A 19,236-nucleotide genomic window follows, 5' to 3' on the forward strand; every position below is an offset into this window, starting at 1 on the left:
TTTGAATAATGGTATAATGGGTGTTGGTATGGAAAGGAGAGAATCATGAAGACACTGGTGCTTGCAGAAAAGCCCTCGGTTGCGCGTGAAATTGCACGGGTGCTGGGCTGCGGAAATAAACAAAAAAGCTATATTGAAGGTCCTAAATATGTCGTGACCTGGGCTTTGGGACATTTGGTCGGTCTGGCTGAGCCGGAGGACTATAACAATAAATATGCGTCATGGGCACTTGAGGATCTGCCGATCCTGCCCGAAAAAGCCAAGCTGAAGGTGCTGCGGGAGACTAGCGGGCAGTATAAAGCAGTACAGCACCTGATGAAACGCCAAGATATTGAGGAGCTGGTGGTGGCAACGGATGCGGCACGTGAAGGGGAGCTGCTGGCACGCTGGATTATGCATATGGCCGGCTGGAAAAAGCCGTTCCGGCGCCTGTGGATCTCCTCGCAGACGGATAAGGCGATCAAACAGGGCTTTGCTGCTCTGAAGCCTGGACGTGAATTCGACCGGCTGTATGAATCGGCCCGCTGCCGTGCCGAAGCCGATTGGATGATCGGGCTGAATGTGACCCGGGCGCTGACCTGCAAGTTCGGTGCGCCGCTGTCGGCAGGCCGTGTGCAGACACCGACGCTCGGGATGATTATGGACCGGGAGAATGAAATTACCGGCTTCCGTTCCCAGGAGTATGAGCTGCTGGCGGCAGACTTTGGCGATTTCCAGGCTGGCTGGCGCGCTCAGGGCGGGGATGGACGGATTTTTGACAAGGAGAAGACCTCAGCGCTCAAAGACAAGCTTACAGGACGTACCGGACGGATTACCAAGGTACAGAAAAGCGAAAAAAGCGAGCCGCATCCCCTGGCCTACGACCTGACAGAGCTGCAGCGGGATGCCAACCGCAAATTCGGCTTCTCGGCAAAGCAGACGTCAAGTGTGCTTCAGCGCCTGTATGAGCAGCACAAGCTGGTCACGTATCCGCGTACAGACAGCCGTTATCTGACTGCAGATATGACCGGTACGCTAAAAGAACGGCTGGACAGCGTAGCTGTCGGCCCATACGCTGCCTTGGCGCGTCCGCTGCTGCGTAAGCCTCTGCCTATCACGAAACGGATCGTGGATGACAGCAAGGTAAGCGATCACCACGCGATTATTCCGACAGAGCAGACCGTACTGCTGAACGCACTCAGTGCAGAGGAACGCAAACTGTACGATCTGATTGTGCGGCGGTTTATAAGTCTGTTCTATCCGCCTGCGCGTTATGATGCCGTGTCGGTAACCGTGAATGTGGAGGGCGAAACCTTCCAGGTAAAAGGAACTACGGTAAAAGACGCCGGCTGGCGTGAAGTATACGGCGGGGATATGAGCAGCGATGAGGATGAGGAAAACAGCACAGATGAGCCGGCAGCGGGCAGTGTGAAGCTGCCAGAGCTGCGGGAAGGTGCCGCGGTGAAGATTCAGCGCTGCATGATCCGTTCCGGACGGACACAGCCGCCGAAGCGCTATAATGAAGCTTCGCTGCTTACCCAGATGGAGAAGCACGGGCTCGGTACGCCGGCAACCCGGGCGGACATCATCGAGAAGCTGGTCAGCTCCGATACGATTGAACGCCAGGGCAATTCTCTGCATCCGACCGGCAAAGGCAAGCAGCTGATCGGGCTGGTATCGGCGCAGCTCCGCACGCCGGAACTGACGGCGCGCTGGGAATCGGAGCTGGAGAAAATTGCTCGCGGGCAGGGTAAGCCCGAGCCTTTTCTGCAGGGTATCCGCAGTATGGCGCAGGAGCTCGTATCCGGTGTGAAGAGCAGCAGCGTGGAATACAAACCGCATAACGTTTCGAACAGCCACTGTCCGGAATGCGGTACAAGACTGCTGGAGAAGAAGACCAAACGCGGCAAGCTCCTGGTCTGCCCGGCAGATGACTGCGGATACACCCGTTCAGGCGAGAAACGCCTGTCCAACCGCCGCTGTCCGCAGTGCCACAAGAAAATGGAGCTGAAAGAAGGTAAAGCCGGCCTCTATGTCCAGTGCCTGGGCTGCGGAATTACAGAGACGATGGACAAAGATCATAAGCATATCAACAAACGCGAACAGCAAAAGCTGGTTCAGCAGTACAGCAAAACTGAGAGCGTAGGCTCCAATCTGGGAGAGCTGCTCAAAGCGGCTATGGAAGCGAAGGAGAAGGGCAAGTAGGGCAGCCGGGTATTTAATTGGCTGAAGCAAAAACAAGATGTGGTTATGGCGGATCTGATATAAAAGCGAAGCATGACTGTTATTAAGGCTGCCGGATGCCCGGCAGTCTTGTTTGTAATTGTGCCGCATGCCCCGTTGGAAATGATGCCCTCCCTATTTAAGTCTGTCCAATCAAAGAAAGATATGTTTTACTAGTAGGGTCTAAGCGGCTAACGGCAGGTTAGCGGTAAAATATACGGATGGAGCGGATGATGACGTGGCTGTGATTCAGGAGCAAAAGACAGACGTTCAGGCGGCGGAAAGCGCGAGGAGCAGGGGAGACAGCCGTCTGTTTTTCCTCGTAATTGTATTTATGTTCTGGTTTTCTTCCTATATTTATGTTCCGGTGCTCTCGCCTTATGTAGAGCATCTCGGAGCTTCCTATGTAATGGTCGGTGCAGTGCTTGGCGTGTACGGGCTGATGCAGATTCTGTTCAGGCTGCCGATCGGCATCGGCTCTGATTATTTGAACCGGCGGCGGCCGTTCATTTATCTCGGGCTGATCGCGAGCGGTGCCAGCTGTCTGCTGTTCCTGGCCGGAGCCCATCCGGGCTGGGCGCTGGCCGCGCGGGCTGTATCAGGAATCGCGGCTTCCGCCTGGGTTGTGTACTCTGTGATGTTCGCAGGGTATTTTCCGAAAGAGGAAGCGGGAAAAGCGATGGGCATGCTGCAGTTCACCACTGTGATTGCCCAGTTAACCAGCATGATGATCAGCGGCTATATCGTTGAACATTTTGGCTGGAATACACCGTTTATCATCGGCGGGATTGTAGCTGCAGCGGCCATGCTGCTGGTTCTGCGGCTTCCCGAGCAAAAGCAGGAGAAACACGGAAGCTCAATCCAGCTTAAGGATCTGGCAGGCGTGATCAGGGAACCGCTGCTGGTCAAAGTGTCGCTTTTATCCGTACTGGCGCACTGCGTACTGTTCATTACAATGTTCGGATATACGCCCAATCAGGCACTGGCTATCGGAGCAAGCAAGGAAAGTCTCGGCTGGCTGACGCTGGCTTTTATGCTGCCACATGCCATCGCGACCCTCTACGGCTCACGTCTGTTCGGCAGGCTGCTGGGTGACCGGGGGACACTGCTGCTGGGTTTTGCCGGAAGCGCACTGTTCACACTGCTCATTCCTTCCATGCCGACACTTGGCGCACTATGCGCGACCCAGATCGGCAACGGCTTTATGCAGGGACTTATTTTTCCGCTGCTGCTGGGTAAATCGGTATCGGGTGTGGCTCCGTTCAAACGGGCGACGGCGATGGGATTTTATCAGGCGGTATATGCGGTCGGCATGTCCGGAGGACCTTTTATCGCGGGCTGGATGAGTAATGCTTATGGTCTGAAGGGCGGATTCTGGCTGGGCGGATTTGCGGCGCTGCTGGCTGCAGGGTTGTCCTGGATCTGGATCAGAGAAGCAAAGAGTCCGGGGAAAACAAGCAGGGCTTGAGCACCGGGGATATGGGGCCTGAAGCGGTGGTTTATTGGTTTTTTGCATAAAAGGGTAATATAATAGAAGCAGATAGTTTGCAAGGAGGAGGAGCCGGAAGGAATGGTCAAGGGTGTGTTGCTGTGGTTTGTGCTGATCAATATTATCGGTTATGTAGTGATGTCCGAGGATAAGAACAAAGCCCGCAAAAGGAAGGACCGGGTGCCGGAGAAGACGCTGTTTTTGCTGGCATTTATGGGCGGGGCGCTTGGTGTTCTGACCGCTATGTACCGCAAACGGCACAAGACGCGTCATACCTCCTTCAGACTGGGAATTCCGCTGCTGCTGCTGCTTAATATTCTGCTGTATGGTTACTTTTTAAGATAGCTTCTGCTTGTGTGATCCACATACTTGCAGCTGCAAAATACCAAAAAAGAGGTGGCGTACATGTTATTCTCTAAAATTTTGCTCGCCTATGACGGTTCCAAGGCTTCCAATAAGGCATTGGAGCGTGCCATTGAACTGGCGAAGGTAACTCCGGGATCATCCCTGCACGTCGTACACGCATTCGAATTCCCCCGTTTCTTCATTGGGGAAGCCCTCGCGCCTCTGCCGGCTTCAGTAAACAAGGATTATTACGATCTGGCAGTACAGACTACGGATGAGGTTAGAGGACGGCTTGAAGCAGAAGAACTTAATGCAACTGTAGAGCTGCTTCAGGGTTCTCCTGCGGAGGTTGTTTTGGAATATGCCAAGCAGAATGGCGCAGATGTTATTGTAATCGGCAGCCGTGGACTCGGCGGAATCCGCGAATTTGTCCTGGGCAGCGTCAGCCACAATGTGGTTCAGCACGCACGTGTTCCTGTACTTGTCATAAAATAATAGATTTGTCCCGGGAGGAGCGCTGAGGCGTTCCCCCTTTTGTTTTAGTAGGGCTCTGCCAGATTCACAGGCAGTGATGAAAGCGGATAAAGAAGTAATACAATCCGGTTAAAGCCATATTTAGGGATTAAGTCAGGCTCAAAAGCGAACATTTGAACCTGTCAATATAACAATGTTCGTGTTTAAGTTGACATGAGCTGTAGTAGATTGTTAAACTGAACCTATGAAGAGCTCGTATAAAACCGGGAATAGGGCCCGGAAGTTTCTACCCGGTAACCGTAAATTGCCGGACTACGAGGAAACAGGGAGACCATAAGCCGTCAGCTCTGCCTTTTGGCAGCAGGGGCGGCGGGCTGTGTGCTGGTCTTACGCAACTCCGCCGAGGCGGAATATGCCGGAGGGTTCAGCATCCTTCCTGATTCCTTCGTAGTCTGGGTCCACCCGCAGCACATTGCGTCTGGAATCCAGGCTTTTTTTTTCGGGATTACGGGAAACAAGAGGGTAACGGGACAAGCTTATAGTAGAAGGACAACACTTCGGAAACGGAAGGGTAGGTTGAATCATGTCTGTGCAGGTTGGGGTTATTATGGGCAGCAAGTCCGACTGGGAAACGATGGAGCATGCTTGTGCGGTGCTTGAAGAATTGGAGATTCCTTATGAGAAGAAGGTTGTCTCCGCGCACCGCACACCGGATCTGATGTTCAGCTACGCAGAGGAAGCGGCTGGCCGCGGCCTGCGTGTGATCATTGCCGGAGCAGGGGGAGCCGCGCACCTGCCGGGAATGGTGGCCGCGAAGACTCCTTTGCCGGTGATCGGCGTGCCGGTGCAGTCCAAGGCGCTGAACGGCCTGGATTCTCTGCTCTCGATCGTGCAGATGCCAGGCGGGATCCCGGTGGCAACTGTGGCCATTGGCCGCGCCGGGGCGACGAATGCGGGACTGCTGGCCGCACAGATGATCGGTGCGTTCGATCCTGAGGTGCAGAGCCGGGTGCAGCAGCGACGCGAGCGGGTGCAGCGCGAAGTGCTGGAAAGCAGCGACAGCTTATGAGGCATGAGGAGCTGAAGGCGGGGACGCAGGAGGTTCACGCGGACCTGCTGGAGCAAGAGGGAACGGGTGGCAAGGCTGGCCGGACACAGGAGCAAGAGGAAGCGGGTCGTGAGGCTGGCCGGTCACGGGAGCAAGTAGGAGCGGGTCGTGAGGCTGGCCGGGCAGAGGAGCAAGAATTGCGGGGAACAGCCGCGGCCCGGACGCTTCTGCCGGGTGCAACGATCGGCGTGCTCGGCGGCGGCCAGCTCGGCCGGATGATGGCGCTGGCCGGCAGCGCCATGGGGTACCGGTTTGTGGCGCTCGATCCGGCGGCCGACTCGCCCTGCGGGCAGGTAACGCCGCAGATCACCGCGGCGTACAACGACCGCGAAGCGGCGCGGGAGCTGGCGCGGCGCGCCGACGTCATCACGTACGAGTTCGAGAATGTGGACGCGGGCGTAGCCGCGCTGCTCTCGGAGGAGTCGTACGTGCCGCAGGGCAGCCGGCTGCTGTATACGACACAGCACCGGCTGCGTGAGAAGGCCGCCATCGAGGCAGCGGGCGTGCCTGTGGCGCCTTACCGCAAGGTCGGCAGCCTGGCAGATTTAACCGCAGCGGCTGCCGACCTGGGCCTGCCCTGTGTGCTGAAAACAGCCACAGGGGGGTATGACGGCAAGGGACAAGCCGTCATCCGTGGGCCGGAAGAGCTGGAAGCAGCCTTCCGGCAGGTATCACCAGGCGCTGCTGTGCCGGAGCTGGTGCTGGAGAAGTTCGTGAAGTTCAAGTGCGAAATCTCTGTTATCGCCGCACGCAGCGCCTCAGGGGAAGTCAAAAGCTTCCCGCCTGCCGAGAACATCCATGTAAACAACATCCTGCATTTATCGATTGTGCCTGCCCGTGTACCGGAAGAGCTTCAGCGGCGAGCATGCCAGCTGGCAGAACAGCTCGTAGCCGGCCTGGATGCAGTCGGGCTGCTGGCGGTAGAGATGTTCGTCACAGAAGACGGTGAACTGTATGTCAATGAGCTGGCGCCTCGCCCGCATAACTCGGGACATTACACGATGGATGCCTGTGTGACCTCGCAGTTCGAGCAGCATGTCCGGGCGATCTGCAATCTGCCGCTGGGCGATACTTCGCTTTTGACACCGGTGGTTATGGTGAACGTGCTCGGGCAGCATCTGGAAGGCGCCATTCAGCGGATTGGCAGAACGGACGAAGAAGCAGAACGGCTTGGCGTTGCCGCCAAGCTTCATATATACGGCAAGACAGAGAGCAAAACCGGCCGCAAAATGGGCCATATCAACCTGCTCTGCAAGGACACCGGAGATGCCTTGTCCTGGGTGGAGCAAACTAACCTTTGGAGGAACTGATTAGCTATGATCGAACGTTACAGCAGACCTGAAATGCGGGCCATTTGGACCGAAGAGAATAAATTCAATGCCTGGCTTGAAGTTGAAATCTGTGCCTGTGAGGCTTGGGCCGAGCTGGGAGTCATCCCGCACGAGGATGCAGCCAAGCTGCGTAAGGACGCCAAATTCGACATCGACCGGATTAACGAGATTGAACTGGAGACCCGTCATGACGTCATCGCCTTTACCCGTGCCGTGTCCGAGAGCCTGGGAGCAGAACGCAAATGGGTTCACTATGGATTAACCTCAACGGACGTTGTGGATACCGCGCTCGGCTACCTGCTCCGTCAGGCGAACGAAATTCTGGAGAAGGATATCATCAATTTCATTGAGATCCTCAAAGACAAGGCCATTGCCTACAAAGATACTCCGATGATGGGACGCACTCACGGCGTACATGCAGAGCCTACAACTTTCGGACTCAAAATGGCGCTGTGGTACGAGGAAATGAAACGTAATCTGGAGCGTTTCCGTCATGCGGCAAACGGCGTGCAATTCGGCAAAATTTCCGGGGCGGTCGGCACCTACGCCAACATCGACCCGTTCGTAGAAGAATTTGTCTGCAAAAAGCTGGGCACGAGCCCGGCGCCGATCTCGACCCAGACGCTGCAGCGTGACCGTCATGCCGAGTATATGGCTGCACTTGCACTGGTTGCAACATCACTCGACAAATTTGCCACCGAAATCCGCGCGCTGCAAAAGAGCGAAATCCGCGAGGTGGAAGAGGCTTTTGCCAAAGGCCAAAAAGGCTCTTCCGCGATGCCGCACAAACGCAATCCGATCGGCTGCGAGAACATTTCCGGCCTGTCCCGCGTCATCCGCGGCCACATGGTGACGGCTTACGAGAACGTGCCGCTCTGGCATGAACGCGATATTTCCCACTCCTCCGTGGAGCGGATTATCCTGCCGGATGCCACCATGCTGCTGAACTATATGCTGAACCGTTTCGGCAACATCGTGAAGAACCTGACCGTGTTCCCGGAGAATATGAAGCGCAACATGAACCGCACCTTTGGCGTTCCGTTCTCCGGCCGCATCCTGACAAAGCTGATCGACAAGGGCTTCAGCCGGGAGCAGGCGTACGACACCGTGCAGCCGCGTGCAATGCAGGCATGGGAAGAGCAAACCCAGTTCCGTGACATCGTTGAAGCAACACCTGAGATCACTGCCGTGCTCAGCCCGGAAGAGATCGAGGATGCGTTCAACCCTTCGTGGCATCTCAAGCATGTGGACACCATCTTCCGCAAACTGGAGCTAATCTAATCCCCAAAAAAAGGTAAGTTAGTGGTGAACTGAGGAGCTCGGAGAGAATACGGGTAGAAGCTCTGGATAGCTTTTTCCGAGAGGCGAAGCACAGGAAAAGTGGAATGGGCTGTTGGGTTAATTAGGAACGGAGAGAAATTTTGGAACTGTAGGAGCGGTAGCGTCCGCCTTTATGTTTGGATTTCAACCGTGCAAGGCGGCTTTAATCAGGAAATCCAAACATAACAGCGGCCGAAAGTCCAAACATTTCTTGCAGTGGTTCCGATTAATCCAGAAGCGTATTTCAATTTTGGACGATTCGAGTCGAAGGGAAAAAGCGTACCAGCGCTTCCAGCCCAAGTATATATGCAAGATCATTAGTTCAAGGGAGGAAAGGTCATGACATCACCTGCCGTATCAACGGCCGTAGAGCTCGTAAATGCACCGCTGCTCTACAAAGGAAAGGTCCGCGAATTGTACGATCTGGGGGAAGAGGTGCTGATCGTCGTCACGGACCGGATCTCCGCATTCGATTATGTGCTGGACCCGGCGGTGCCGGAGAAGGGCAATGTGCTGAACCGGCTCAGCGCCTTCTGGTTCGGTAAGACCAAGAACCTGATCGAGAACCATGTTGTCCATATCGACGTGGATAAGCTCGGAGACGTGGTCCGCGACAAAGAAGCGCTGAGAAACCGCGTCATGGTCGTCCGCAAAGCACAGCGGATTGATATCGAATGTGTCGTACGCGGCTGCATCACCGGCGGAGGCTGGCGGCAATATCAGGAGACCGGCAAAGTTAACGGGATTGAGCTTCCCGAAGGACTGCGGAAGAACGCAGTGCTGTCCCAGCCGATTTTTACACCTGCTGCTAAAAACGATGTCGGCCACGACGAGGATATCCCGTTCGAGCAGATGCAGGAGCTGATCGGTGCTGAACTTGCGCTGGAGCTGAAGGAGAAGAGCCTCAAGCTGTTTTCTTTTGCCAGAGCGTACTGTGAAGAACACGGTATCATCCTCGCGGATTGCAAGTTCGAGTTCGGTCTGCTGGACGGCAGGGTGATTTTGATTGACGAGATTTTTACACCGGATGCTTCCCGCTTCTGGGCTAAAGATAAATATGCACTTGATATTGAGATTGACAGCATGGATAAGGAGCCTGTCCGGGCATATCTGGCGGCTTCCTCCTGGGATAAGAACAGCACACCTGATCCGCTGCCGGCTGAAGTGGTAGAAGAAACTACCCGCCGTTATCTGGACATTTATCACCGGCTCACCGGTAAGGCCTTGTAACTTAATTATGCTTCAGTAAGACCGCAGCCGTGGCGTTAACTGCACTTTTTACAACTATTATGCTCTCCAGGCTTGCCGGCTGCGATTTACATGTATTTTGTACAGTTATTTCCGGTAAAAACTCCTTGAATGCGCCGATGTTCAGCATTTTAACTGCACCCAATGCAACTAAAGTGAATTTAATCCGCAAAAACAGGGTTTTAGCTGCACAGCATGCAATTATCCGAAATTCTTAAGCCCATTAAATTTTAGGAGGAACTACAAGCGTATGTTAAAAGCGACAGTCTATGTCACCATCAAGAAAAGCGTGCTCGATCCCCAAGGTGTAGCCGTACAAGGAGCTCTTCATTCCGTTGGTTTCCAGGAAGTTGAAAGTCTGCGCATCGGTAAATACATGGAGCTGACACTGGATACGGATAACCGCCAGGAGGCGGAAGGACGTCTGAAGGAAATGTGCGAAAAGCTGCTGGCCAATACGGTGATCGAGGATTACCGCTACGAATTGGAGGACTAAAAGCCATGAAATTTGCTGTACTTGTCTTTCCAGGCTCCAATTGCGACATTGACTGCTACAAGGCGGTAGAAGAAAGCTTAGGCGAACCAGTGGATTATGTATGGCATACGGCGACGGATCTGTCGGCTTATGACTGCATTCTGGTGCCGGGCGGCTTCTCGTATGGTGACTATCTGCGCTGCGGCGCGATTTCGCGGTTTGCTCCGGTTATGGCTGAGGTGGCCAAAGCGGCGGAGCAGGGTAAATTCGTGCTTGGCATCTGCAACGGGTTCCAGATCCTGACGGAAGCGGGGCTGCTGCCGGGCGCACTGCGCCGCAACATGTCGATGAAGTTCCGCTGTCATGACACGGTGCTTAAGGTCGTTAATAACACAACCCCGTTTACTATTGACTACGCGAAGGATGAGGAAATCGTCATTCCGATCGCTCACGGTGAAGGCAACTACTATTGTGATGAAGAGACTTTGGCACAGCTCAAAGCTAACAATCAGATCGTATTCACATATAAAGACAACCCTAACGGCTCGGTAGCCGATATTGCCGGGATCAGCAATGTACAGGGCAATGTCGTCGGCATGATGCCTCACCCGGAACGTGCGGTCAGCAGTCTGCTCGGTTCCGAGGACGGCAAACGGATGTTCACTTCTATTCTTACAACCTGGAGGGATCGTTATGACGCAGCAAGTATCCGCTAAGGAGCCGACCGCAGAACAGATTGCGGAGCAGAAAATCTACAGTCAATTCGGCGTGTCTGACAGCGAATATGAACTGATTACCTCCTTTATGGGCCGCAAGCCCAACTATACAGAAATCGGCGTATTCAGCGTAATGTGGTCCGAGCACTGTGCCTATAAGAATTCCAAGCCGCTGCTTGGAAGATTCCCGACAAGCGGACCGCGTGTCCTGATGGGACCGGGTGAAGGTGCAGGGATCGTAGATATCGGTGACAACCAGGCCGTTGTATTCAAAATCGAGAGTCACAACCATCCGTCAGCAGTAGAGCCTTATCAAGGTGCGGCTACAGGTGTGGGCGGGATTATCCGTGATATTTTCTCCATGGGTGCAAGACCGGTAGCGCTGCTGAACTCCCTGCGTTTCGGGAAGCTTGAGAGCGACCGGGTAAAATATTTGTTCGAGCATGTGGTGTCCGGTATTGCCGGATACGGCAACTGTATCGGGATTCCGACGGTCGGCGGCGAGATTATGTTCGACAACAGCTATGACGGCAATCCGCTGGTTAATGCGATGTGTGTCGGGCTGATCGATCATGACAAAATCCAGCGCGGTGTGGCCAAAGGCGTAGGTAATCCCGTGTTCTACGTAGGTCCTCCTACCGGACGTGACGGCATTCACGGTGCGACCTTTGCCTCTGTGGAGCTGAGTGAGGAATCGGAAGCTAAAAAGACCGCGGTACAGGTCGGTGATCCGTTCATGGAGAAGCTGGTTATGGAATCCTGCCTGGAGCTGATCGACAGCGGTATCGTGCTTGGTATTCAGGATATGGGCGCAGCGGGTCTTACCTGTTCCAGTGCCGAGATGGCCAGCAAAGCAGGTAACGGTCTGGAGCTGTATCTGGATCAGGTGCCGCAGCGTGAAGAAGGCATGACGCCTTATGAAATGATGCTGTCCGAATCCCAGGAACGGATGCTGTTCGTGGTTGAGCCTAAGGATGAGGCGCAGGCACAGGAGATTTTTGACCGTTGGGGCGTAATCTGCCGCAAAGTCGGCAAGGTAACGGATGACGGCCGCCTGAAGCTGTTCCATCACGGCGAAGTGGTCGGCGATATGCCGGTAACAGCGCTCGTCGATGAGTGCCCGATCTACAAGAAGCCGTCTACAGTTCCGGCTTATTATGAAGAGAATGCCAATGTAGATACGCTGCGTTATGAAGAAGTTACTGATCTGGGCGGTGCACTGCGTACGGTACTGGCTTCGCCTACAGTAGCAAGCAAAGCCTGGGTCTATAACCAGTATGATTATATGGTACGGACGAGCACTGCAGTGCGCCCGGGGTCAGATGCGGCAGTTGTTACCATTCAGGGCACCCGCAAGGGCCTGGCGATGACAACAGACTGCAACGGACGTTATGTCTATCTGGATCCTGAAGTCGGCGGACGGATTGCTGTCAGCGAAGCCGCCCGCAACATTGTCTGCTCCGGTGCGAAGCCGCTGGCGATTACAGACAACCTGAACTTTGGCAGCCCGGAAAAGCCGGAGATTTTCTGGCAGATGGAACGTGCTGTTGATGGTATGGCTGAAGCCTGCCGCGTACTGGATACGCCGGTTATTGGCGGAAATGTCAGCCTGTACAACGAAAACGCCGCCGGTGCCATCTATCCGACGCCTGTTGTCGGCATGGTAGGACTGGTTGAAGATACGGATCACATTACTACCCAGGCCTTCAAGCAGGAAGGCGATACTATACTGCTGCTGGGTGCAACCAAAGCAGAGCTGGGCGGAAGTGAATTCCAGTATGCTGTACACGGTGTGACGGAAGGCCGTCCGCCGGCGCTGGATCTTCCTACAGAGCAAAAGCTGCTGGATGCTGTGCTGTCTGCAATCCGCAGCGGTCTGGTCCGCTCGGCGCATGACCTCTCCGAAGGCGGCCTTGCAGCTGCGCTGGCGGAAAGCTGCATCAGCGGCGGCGTTGGTGCAAACGTGGAACTGAGTGCTAACGGACTGCGTCCGGATGTGGCGCTGTTCAGCGAGAGCCAGTCCCGTATTGTTTTGACTGCAGCCCCTGACCGTGCGGAAGAATTGAAAGCCGCGGTGGCCGCGTACGGCGTTCCGGTAGAAATCATCGGGACTGTCGGCGGAGACAGACTGCGGGTGAATTTGGACGGCCAAGCTGCCCTTGATGAATCTGTAACAGAACTCAAAACCGTTTGGGAGGATGCTATTCCATGTCTTATGAAATAAAGACCGGGAAAGAGCAGGCGGCCCCTATCCTGTGGACCGGCGACTTTTACAATGAGGGAACGGGCTCGGGAGATATTTTTGACACTTTAAAAGAAGAATGCGGCGTCTTCGGGGTCTTCGGACACCCGGAGGCGGCGTCCATGTCCTATTACGGTCTGCATGCCCTGCAGCACCGCGGGGAAGAGAGTGCGGGCATCTGTGTGGCGGACGGGCGCGACTTCAATTACCACCGCGGCATGGGTCTCGTCAAAGAAGTATTCGACAAAGATAAAATCGCCTCGCTGGTCGGCGACATGTCCATTGGGCATGTGCGCTACTCCACCAGCGGCGACAGCCGGCTGACCAATGCGCAGCCGCTGGTCTTTAAATACCGCGACGGTGATCTGGCGATCGCGACCAACGGTAACATCGTTAATGAACCGCTCATCCGCAAGCAGCTGGAAATGAGCGGCTCCATTTTCCAGACCACCAGCGACACCGAGGTATTGGCGCATCTGATTGCGCGTTCACCGAAGGATTTTGTCGAAGCGGCCAAGGATGCCCTGCGCCAGCTGGTCGGCGGATTCGCCTTCCTGCTGATGACGAACGACAAGCTGCTCGTAGCTTCTGACCCGCATGGCCTGCGTCCGCTGGTGATGGGCCGGGTAGGGGAAGCTTATGTTTTTGCTTCCGAATCCTGTGCGCTTGAAGTCATTGGTGCGACGCTGGTGCGGGATATCGAGCCGGGAGAGCTGCTGGTGCTGGATAAAGACGGTTATACCGAGGACCGGTTCACCGAGCCGAAACGGAAGGCGCTGTGCGCGATGGAGTATATTTATTTTGCCCGTCCCGACAGTGACCTGAACGGTTCGAACCTGCACTCCGCGCGCAAGCGGATGGGCAGCCGGATGGCGCTCGAATCCTTCGTGGATGCGGATATTGTGACCGGCGTGCCGGATTCCAGTATCTCTGCAGCGATCGGCTATGCCGAGCAGACCGGTATTCCTTATGAGCTTGGACTGATCAAGAACAAATACACCGGCAGGACCTTCATCCAGCCAAGCCAGGAGCTTCGCGAGCAAGGCGTTAAAATGAAGCTCAGCGCTGTGCGCCGCGTCGTTGAAGGCCAGCGTGTCGTGATGATCGACGATTCCATCGTCCGCGGCACGACATCGCGCCGGATCGTTAACCTGCTGCGCGAGGCAGGAGCGCTTGAAGTGCATGTGCGGATTACCTCGCCGCCCTTTAAGAACCCCTGCTTCTACGGCATCGATACGCCTGACCGCCGCGATCTGATCGCCTCTTACAAAACGATTGAAGAAATGTGCGAGGAGATCAACGCCGATTCCCTGGCGTTCCTGACGCCGGAGGGACTGATCCAGTCCATCGGCGGCTATAACAGCGACGATTACAAAGGCGGGCTGTGCCTGTCCTGTTTCGATAATGATTACCCTACCCAGGTGGATTTTGGCGGGGAGGAGAAGGAGGGGTGCAGCTGTTAAGCTGGACCATCCCCCCTAAGCTGCGGCTCCCATCCCCCTAAGTCCCCCTTGCAAAGGGGGATTCCGGAGGGCGCTGCCCTCCGGCCACCCGAAAGCTTGGCGGTAGGAGTTTGCTCTAAACTTGCTAAGAGGGCGTGGGTGCATGGCCCGCTTTGTCCTGGGGACACGCTTAACGGCGCTGCGCCCCCTGGCGGGCAGTATGCCGCCAGGCCTGTGTGCGCGGCTTCGCCCCGCGCCCAAAGGCAAGGGCCCGCGAATCAGTCCTGTTTGCTGCGCAAAATCGGTGATTCGCTGGCCTGGGGCGGTGCGCGGCTTCGCCCCGCGCCCAAGTGCAAGGGCCCGCGAATCAGTCCTGTTTGCTGCGCAAAATCGGAGGTTCGCTCGCACCGGCGAGGCGCTTGGCTCCGCCAAGAGCGCCGAGCTGCTGCTTCTGTGCAAGGCGCGATACTTCGGCTTGCGGCCGGGTTTGACCCGGTGGTCTGAGTCATGGAGGGGAAGTTTGGAACTGTAGGAGCGGCAGCGTTCGCCTTTATGTTTGGATTTCTACTGCGATTAGCAGTTTGAAATAGAGGAAATCCAAACATAACAGCGACCGGAAGTCCAAACATTCCCCGTAATGACGACTATGACCACCACCAAATCCCGGCCGCCCCGAACCGCGCGCTCTAAACTAATTTAAATGAGGTGTCCAAAAGTGTCGGAAGCTTATAAAAACGCCGGAGTGGATATTGCGGCTGGCAATGAAGCGGTTGAACGCATGAAGAAGCATGTAAAGCGCACTTACCGTCCAGAGGTTATGACGGAACTGGGCGGCTTCGGCGCGCTGTTTGGCCTGAATAAGGACAAATATGAAGAGCCGGTGCTGGTATCAGGGACCGACGGTGTGGGTACAAAGCTCAAAATCGCCTTTGCCGCTGACCGCCACGACACCATTGGGATTGATGCAGTAGCGATGTGTGTGAACGACATTGTGGTGCAGGGTGCTGAGCCGCTGTTCTTCCTGGACTACCTGGCCTGTGACAAAGTGGTGCCGGAGAAAATTGAAGCCATCGTAGCCGGAATCGCCGAAGGCTGTCATCAGGCAGGCTGCGCACTAATCGGCGGCGAAACGGCGGAGATGCCGGGCATGTATTCGGAAGGCGAATATGATATTGCCGGGTTCACTGTGGGCGTAGCCGACAAAGCCAAGCTCGTAACGGGTGCAAGCATTGCTCCCGGAGATGCAGTCATCGGTTTGGCCTCCAGCGGCGTGCACAGCAACGGGTTTTCACTGGTACGCAAGCTGCTGCTCGATGAGGGCGGCTACGGTCTGAACGATGTGGTTCCGGAGCTTGGGGCACCGCTGGCTGATGTACTGCTGGCACCGACGAAGATTTATGTAAAGCCGCTGCTTGCACTGCTGGAACAGCTGCCGGTTAAAGGCATGGCCCATATTACCGGGGGCGGCTTCATTGAGAATATTCCGCGCGTACTGCCGGATAACGTAGACGTTGAGATTCATTACGGCTCTTGGCCGATTCTGCCGGTCTTTGATTTGCTGCAGAAAAAAGGCAGCGTAAGCAACCGGGATATGTTCACCACTTTTAATATGGGCGTAGGCCTTGTATTGGTAGTGGCAGAAGCTGATGCTGAGCGGGCGCTTGAGCTGCTGAAAGCTGGCGGAGAAGAGGCTTATCTGATCGGGAAAGTAACGGAAGGGGAACGCAAGGTTACCTTTACGGGAGCTGAAGTGTAATGCAGAACAGCCGAATCGCTGTGTTCGCCTCCGGGCAGGGCAGCAATTTTGCGGCACTTGTGGCAGCGCAGCAGGCAGGAAAGCTTGGTGCAGGCCGGATTGAGCTGCTTGTCTCCGACAAGCCGGAAGCGCCCGTGGCGCAGCGTGCAGAGGAGGCGGGAGTGCCTGCCCTGCTGCTGCGGCCGAAGGACTTTGCCTCCCGAGAGCTGTATGAAGCGGAGATTGTAGCCGAACTGCAGCGCCGGGAGATTGGACTGGTTGTACTGGCTGGATATATGCGGCTAATCTCGCCGGTGCTGCTTGAGCCTTACACCGGGCGGATCATTAACATCCATCCGTCGCTGCTTCCTGCTTTTCCCGGGAAAGACGCAATCGGACAAGCACTGGAATACGGCGTGAAGCTTACGGGGGTCACGGTGCATTTTGTCGACGGCGGCATGGACACCGGACCGGTCATTGCCCAGCGCAGTGTTGCAGTAGAAGCCGTAGATACGGCGGAGACGCTGGCAGCGCGGATTCACCATGTGGAATACGGGCTCTACCCTGAGGTCGTTGCTGCTTTTGCCGCGGGAAAAGTGGAGCTGGATGGAAGACAAGTAAGGATCAGAGATTAGCAGCGGGATGACAACAGCGCAATGTCTAATATCTATGCAGTGAAGTGATGCTTAAACGCTACCGGGAGCAGCACGATTAATGTCTGCGCAGGACCGGAAACGCGGAAAATGCGTTTTTGCAATCATGTTGTTCGACATCCTCAGCAGCCCCGGCGGTGTTCTGATATTTTTCGGGAAATATTGCACAAGTGGGTAGGGCGGTGTCGTATGGAGGTTGAAGTGTCGAAGATACGCGGCCTCGGAGAGTTTCTGCTGAGAACTAATTCGATTTTCTCCACTTAATTTCGCCGGATTTCATGGAAAACGCGTTTTAGGTGGAAAAAGTCCAGCTATTTTAAGCATAAAGGCTAATTAACCGGCCGATCGTTGAATTTAAGTGGAGCTTTTCCACTTAATGACCACCGAACATAGAATTAACAATATTTAGTTGGAGTAATTCCACTTAACGGCGACCGAACGCAGAATGCGCAGCATCTGAGGGAAGTTTCACTACCTACCGGCGACCGAACGCAGAATGCGCAGCATCTGAGGGAAGTTTCACTACCTACCGGCGACCGAACGCAGAATGCGCAGCATCTGAGGGAAGTTTCACTACCTACCGGCGACCGATCGCAGAATACGCAGCATCTAAGGGAAGTTTCACTACCTACCGGCGACCGAACGCAGAATGCGCAGCATCTGAGGGAAGTTTCACTACCTACCGGCGACCGAACGCAGAATGCGCAGCATCTAAGGGAAGTTTCACCATCCAAAAGCAGCTTTTCCCAACCAATCATCGGTCATAGACGCTGCGGCGCCGAGGTCGAGTAAATCATCTCTATTCACCGTACAACACGCCATTTTCGCATCATTGCAGTAATATCTTAACAGTTAACAACACTAATCTAGTATCATCCGGAGGGGGACTTTTCAAGTGAGTATCAAAAGAGCGCTGGTCAGCGTATCGGATAAACAGGGCATCGTGGAGTTTTGCCGCGAGTTGTCTGCATTGGGCGTAGAAATCATCTCCACAGGAGGTACCAGCACACTTTTGGCTAAGGAAGGCGTACCGGTCATCGGCATTTCCGATGTTACCGGGTTCCCGGAAATTATGGACGGTCGTGTCAAAACGCTGCATCCGGCGGTGCACAGCGGATTGCTGGCGGTTCGTGACAATGAGGAGCACACACGCCAGATGAACGAGCTCGGCCTCGACTATATCGATCTGGTTGTGGTGAATCTGTATCCGTTCGCGGAGACGATTGCTAAGCCCGATGTATCGTATGAGGAAGCGATCGAGAACATCGATATCGGCGGGCCGACCATGCTGCGCTCAGCAGCCAAGAACCACGCGTTCGTCAGTGTGGTAGTGGATGCAGCCGACTATGCTAACGTGCTGGAAGAAGTGCGCGCAGGCGGAGATACGACGCTCGAAACCCGCAAACGTCTTGCGGCAAAAGTGTTCCGCCATACGGCGGCTTATGATGCCCTGATCTCCGATTATCTGGCGAATGTAACCGGTGAGCCATTGCCGGAGCGTTATACTGTAACTTACGAGAAAATCCAGGATCTGCGTTACGGGGAGAACCCGCACCAGAAGGCGGCATTCTACCGCAAGCCGCTGGCTGCGCAGGATACGTTGACCGCTGCTGAGCAGCTGCACGGCAAAGAGCTGTCCTACAACAACATCAATGATGCGAATGCCGCGCTGCAGATCGTCAAGGAGTTCGAAGAGCCGGCGGTCGTTGCCGTTAAGCACATGAATCCTTGCGGTGTAGGCGTTGGCGAAAGTGTATATGAGGCTTATCAAAAAGCCTATAATGCAGACCCGACCTCCATCTTCGGCGGTATTGTGGCCGCTAACCGGATCATCGACGCGGATACAGCGAATCTGCTGAAGGATATTTTCCTGGAAATCATTCTGGCTCCGGGCTTTACGGATGAAGCACTGGAAATCCTGACGAAGAAAAAGAATATCCGTCTGCTCAAAATCGGCCATCTCAGCGCTGCGGCAGCGCGTAAGAGCAGCTTTGTCGTTACCTCCATTGAAGGCGGAATGGTTGTGCAGGAGAGCGATGTGCACTCCGTAAATCCGGAGGAGCTGCAGGTTGTGACTGACCGCCAGCCTACCGAGGACGAATTGAAGCAGCTGCTGTTCGGCTGGAAGGTTGTTAAGCATGTGAAGTCAAATGCAATTGTACTGGCAGCCGATGATATGACTGTGGGCGTTGGCGCAGGCCAGATGAACCGTGTCGGTGCAGCCAAAATTGCCATTGAGCAGGCCGGAGATAAAGCGAAAGGCGCTATCCTCGCCTCCGACGCGTTCTTCCCGATGGGCGATACGCTGGAGCTCGCAGCGAAGGCGGGAATTACGGCAGTGATCCAGCCGGGAGGTTCCATCAAGGATGAGGAATCGATCAAGGTTGCCAACGAATACGGAATTGCGATGGTCTTCACCGGCGTACGCCATTTCAAACACTAGAATATTAGGAGGA

The 19,236-nt window shown here is 55.1% G+C and carries 15 protein-coding genes and 1 riboswitch; all 15 genes read left to right on the top strand.

Annotated features, from left to right (window positions below; all coding sequences use genetic code 11):
* The first annotated feature begins 45 nt into the window (after positions 1 to 45).
* The 15 genes from C2I18_RS15300 (at position 46) to purH (ending at position 19,223) form a co-directional block, all read left to right on the top strand.
* Positions 46 to 2,184: a DNA topoisomerase III gene (locus C2I18_RS15300; RefSeq protein WP_249896639.1), complete on the top strand. Its 2,139-nt coding sequence runs from the start codon at positions 46 to 48 to the stop codon at positions 2,182 to 2,184.
* A 262-nt stretch (positions 2,185 to 2,446) separates the two neighbouring features.
* Positions 2,447 to 3,670, top strand: coding sequence for an MFS transporter (locus C2I18_RS15305; RefSeq protein ID WP_249896640.1), 1,224 nt, complete (start codon positions 2,447 to 2,449; stop codon positions 3,668 to 3,670).
* A gap of 102 nt (positions 3,671 to 3,772) precedes the next feature.
* Positions 3,773 to 4,036, top strand: coding sequence for a DUF1294 domain-containing protein (locus C2I18_RS15310; RefSeq protein ID WP_249896641.1), 264 nt, complete (start codon positions 3,773 to 3,775; stop codon positions 4,034 to 4,036).
* Positions 4,037 to 4,096: 60 nt separating this feature from the next.
* Positions 4,097 to 4,531, top strand: coding sequence for a universal stress protein (locus C2I18_RS15315; protein ID WP_249896642.1), 435 nt, complete (start codon positions 4,097 to 4,099; stop codon positions 4,529 to 4,531).
* A gap of 212 nt (positions 4,532 to 4,743) precedes the next feature.
* A riboswitch (purine riboswitch) is annotated at positions 4,744 to 4,845 on the top strand.
* 248 nt (positions 4,846 to 5,093) lie between these two features.
* The gene (purE, locus tag C2I18_RS15320) at positions 5,094 to 5,579 is read left to right on the top strand and encodes a 5-(carboxyamino)imidazole ribonucleotide mutase (RefSeq protein WP_249896643.1); all 486 of its coding nucleotides are present in this window, start codon (positions 5,094 to 5,096) and stop codon (positions 5,577 to 5,579) included.
* Positions 5,576 to 6,928: a 5-(carboxyamino)imidazole ribonucleotide synthase gene (purK, locus tag C2I18_RS15325; RefSeq protein WP_249896644.1), complete on the top strand. Its 1,353-nt coding sequence runs from the start codon at positions 5,576 to 5,578 to the stop codon at positions 6,926 to 6,928. The genes purE and purK overlap by 4 nt, the downstream gene beginning before the upstream one ends.
* Positions 6,929 to 6,934: 6 nt before the next feature.
* Positions 6,935 to 8,230: an adenylosuccinate lyase gene (gene purB, locus C2I18_RS15330; RefSeq protein ID WP_249896645.1), complete on the top strand. Its 1,296-nt coding sequence runs from the start codon at positions 6,935 to 6,937 to the stop codon at positions 8,228 to 8,230.
* A 378-nt stretch (positions 8,231 to 8,608) separates the two neighbouring features.
* Complete coding sequence (locus C2I18_RS15335; protein WP_249896646.1) at positions 8,609 to 9,499, top strand: phosphoribosylaminoimidazolesuccinocarboxamide synthase; 891 nt, start codon at positions 8,609 to 8,611, stop codon at positions 9,497 to 9,499.
* Positions 9,500 to 9,767: 268 nt separating this feature from the next.
* The gene (purS, locus tag C2I18_RS15340; RefSeq protein ID WP_249896647.1) at positions 9,768 to 10,013 is read left to right on the top strand and encodes a phosphoribosylformylglycinamidine synthase subunit PurS; all 246 of its coding nucleotides are present in this window, start codon (positions 9,768 to 9,770) and stop codon (positions 10,011 to 10,013) included.
* A gap of 5 nt (positions 10,014 to 10,018) precedes the next feature.
* Positions 10,019 to 10,708: a phosphoribosylformylglycinamidine synthase subunit PurQ gene (gene purQ, locus C2I18_RS15345; protein WP_249896648.1), complete on the top strand. Its 690-nt coding sequence runs from the start codon at positions 10,019 to 10,021 to the stop codon at positions 10,706 to 10,708.
* Positions 10,686 to 12,932, top strand: coding sequence for a phosphoribosylformylglycinamidine synthase subunit PurL (gene purL, locus C2I18_RS15350; RefSeq protein WP_249896649.1), 2,247 nt, complete (start codon positions 10,686 to 10,688; stop codon positions 12,930 to 12,932). The genes purQ and purL overlap by 23 nt, the downstream gene beginning before the upstream one ends.
* On the top strand, positions 12,917 to 14,413 hold the full coding sequence (gene purF, locus C2I18_RS15355) for an amidophosphoribosyltransferase (RefSeq protein ID WP_249896650.1): 1,497 nt from the start codon (positions 12,917 to 12,919) through the stop codon (positions 14,411 to 14,413). Before purL ends, purF begins: the two co-directional genes overlap by 16 nt.
* A 694-nt stretch (positions 14,414 to 15,107) precedes the next feature.
* Entirely contained in the window at positions 15,108 to 16,148 is a 1,041-nt protein-coding gene (gene purM, locus C2I18_RS15360; RefSeq protein WP_249896651.1) for a phosphoribosylformylglycinamidine cyclo-ligase, read from the top strand.
* Positions 16,148 to 16,762, top strand: coding sequence for a phosphoribosylglycinamide formyltransferase (gene purN / locus C2I18_RS15365; RefSeq protein ID WP_249896652.1), 615 nt, complete (start codon positions 16,148 to 16,150; stop codon positions 16,760 to 16,762). The genes purM and purN overlap by 1 nt, the downstream gene beginning before the upstream one ends.
* A gap of 913 nt (positions 16,763 to 17,675) precedes the next feature.
* Complete coding sequence (gene purH, locus C2I18_RS15370) at positions 17,676 to 19,223, top strand: bifunctional phosphoribosylaminoimidazolecarboxamide formyltransferase/IMP cyclohydrolase (protein WP_249896653.1); 1,548 nt, start codon at positions 17,676 to 17,678, stop codon at positions 19,221 to 19,223.
* Positions 19,224 to 19,236: the final 13 nt, after the last annotated feature.

Source organism: Paenibacillus sp. PK3_47 (assembly GCF_023520895.1).
In the GTDB taxonomy this organism is placed as follows: domain Bacteria; phylum Bacillota; class Bacilli; order Paenibacillales; family Paenibacillaceae; genus Paenibacillus_AQ.

What these genes read in the sequence shown, in the direction of transcription:
- purB (WP_249896645.1), top strand. Translation starts at nt 6,935, where the DNA reads ATGATCGAACGTTACAGCAGACCTGAAATGCGGGCCATTTGGACCGAA.
- C2I18_RS15300 (WP_249896639.1), top strand. Translation starts at nt 46, where the DNA reads ATGAAGACACTGGTGCTTGCAGAAAAGCCCTCGGTTGCGCGTGAAATT.
- purN (WP_249896652.1), top strand. Translation starts at nt 16,148, where the DNA reads ATGCAGAACAGCCGAATCGCTGTGTTCGCCTCCGGGCAGGGCAGCAAT.
- purE (WP_249896643.1), top strand. Translation starts at nt 5,094, where the DNA reads ATGTCTGTGCAGGTTGGGGTTATTATGGGCAGCAAGTCCGACTGGGAA.
- C2I18_RS15335 (WP_249896646.1), top strand. Translation starts at nt 8,609, where the DNA reads ATGACATCACCTGCCGTATCAACGGCCGTAGAGCTCGTAAATGCACCG.
- C2I18_RS15315 (WP_249896642.1), top strand. Translation starts at nt 4,097, where the DNA reads ATGTTATTCTCTAAAATTTTGCTCGCCTATGACGGTTCCAAGGCTTCC.
- purQ (WP_249896648.1), top strand. Translation starts at nt 10,019, where the DNA reads ATGAAATTTGCTGTACTTGTCTTTCCAGGCTCCAATTGCGACATTGAC.
- purK (WP_249896644.1), top strand. Translation starts at nt 5,576, where the DNA reads ATGAGGCATGAGGAGCTGAAGGCGGGGACGCAGGAGGTTCACGCGGAC.
- purF (WP_249896650.1), top strand. Translation starts at nt 12,917, where the DNA reads ATGTCTTATGAAATAAAGACCGGGAAAGAGCAGGCGGCCCCTATCCTG.
- purS (WP_249896647.1), top strand. Translation starts at nt 9,768, where the DNA reads ATGTTAAAAGCGACAGTCTATGTCACCATCAAGAAAAGCGTGCTCGAT.
- C2I18_RS15310 (WP_249896641.1), top strand. Translation starts at nt 3,773, where the DNA reads ATGGTCAAGGGTGTGTTGCTGTGGTTTGTGCTGATCAATATTATCGGT.
- purL (WP_249896649.1), top strand. Translation starts at nt 10,686, where the DNA reads ATGACGCAGCAAGTATCCGCTAAGGAGCCGACCGCAGAACAGATTGCG.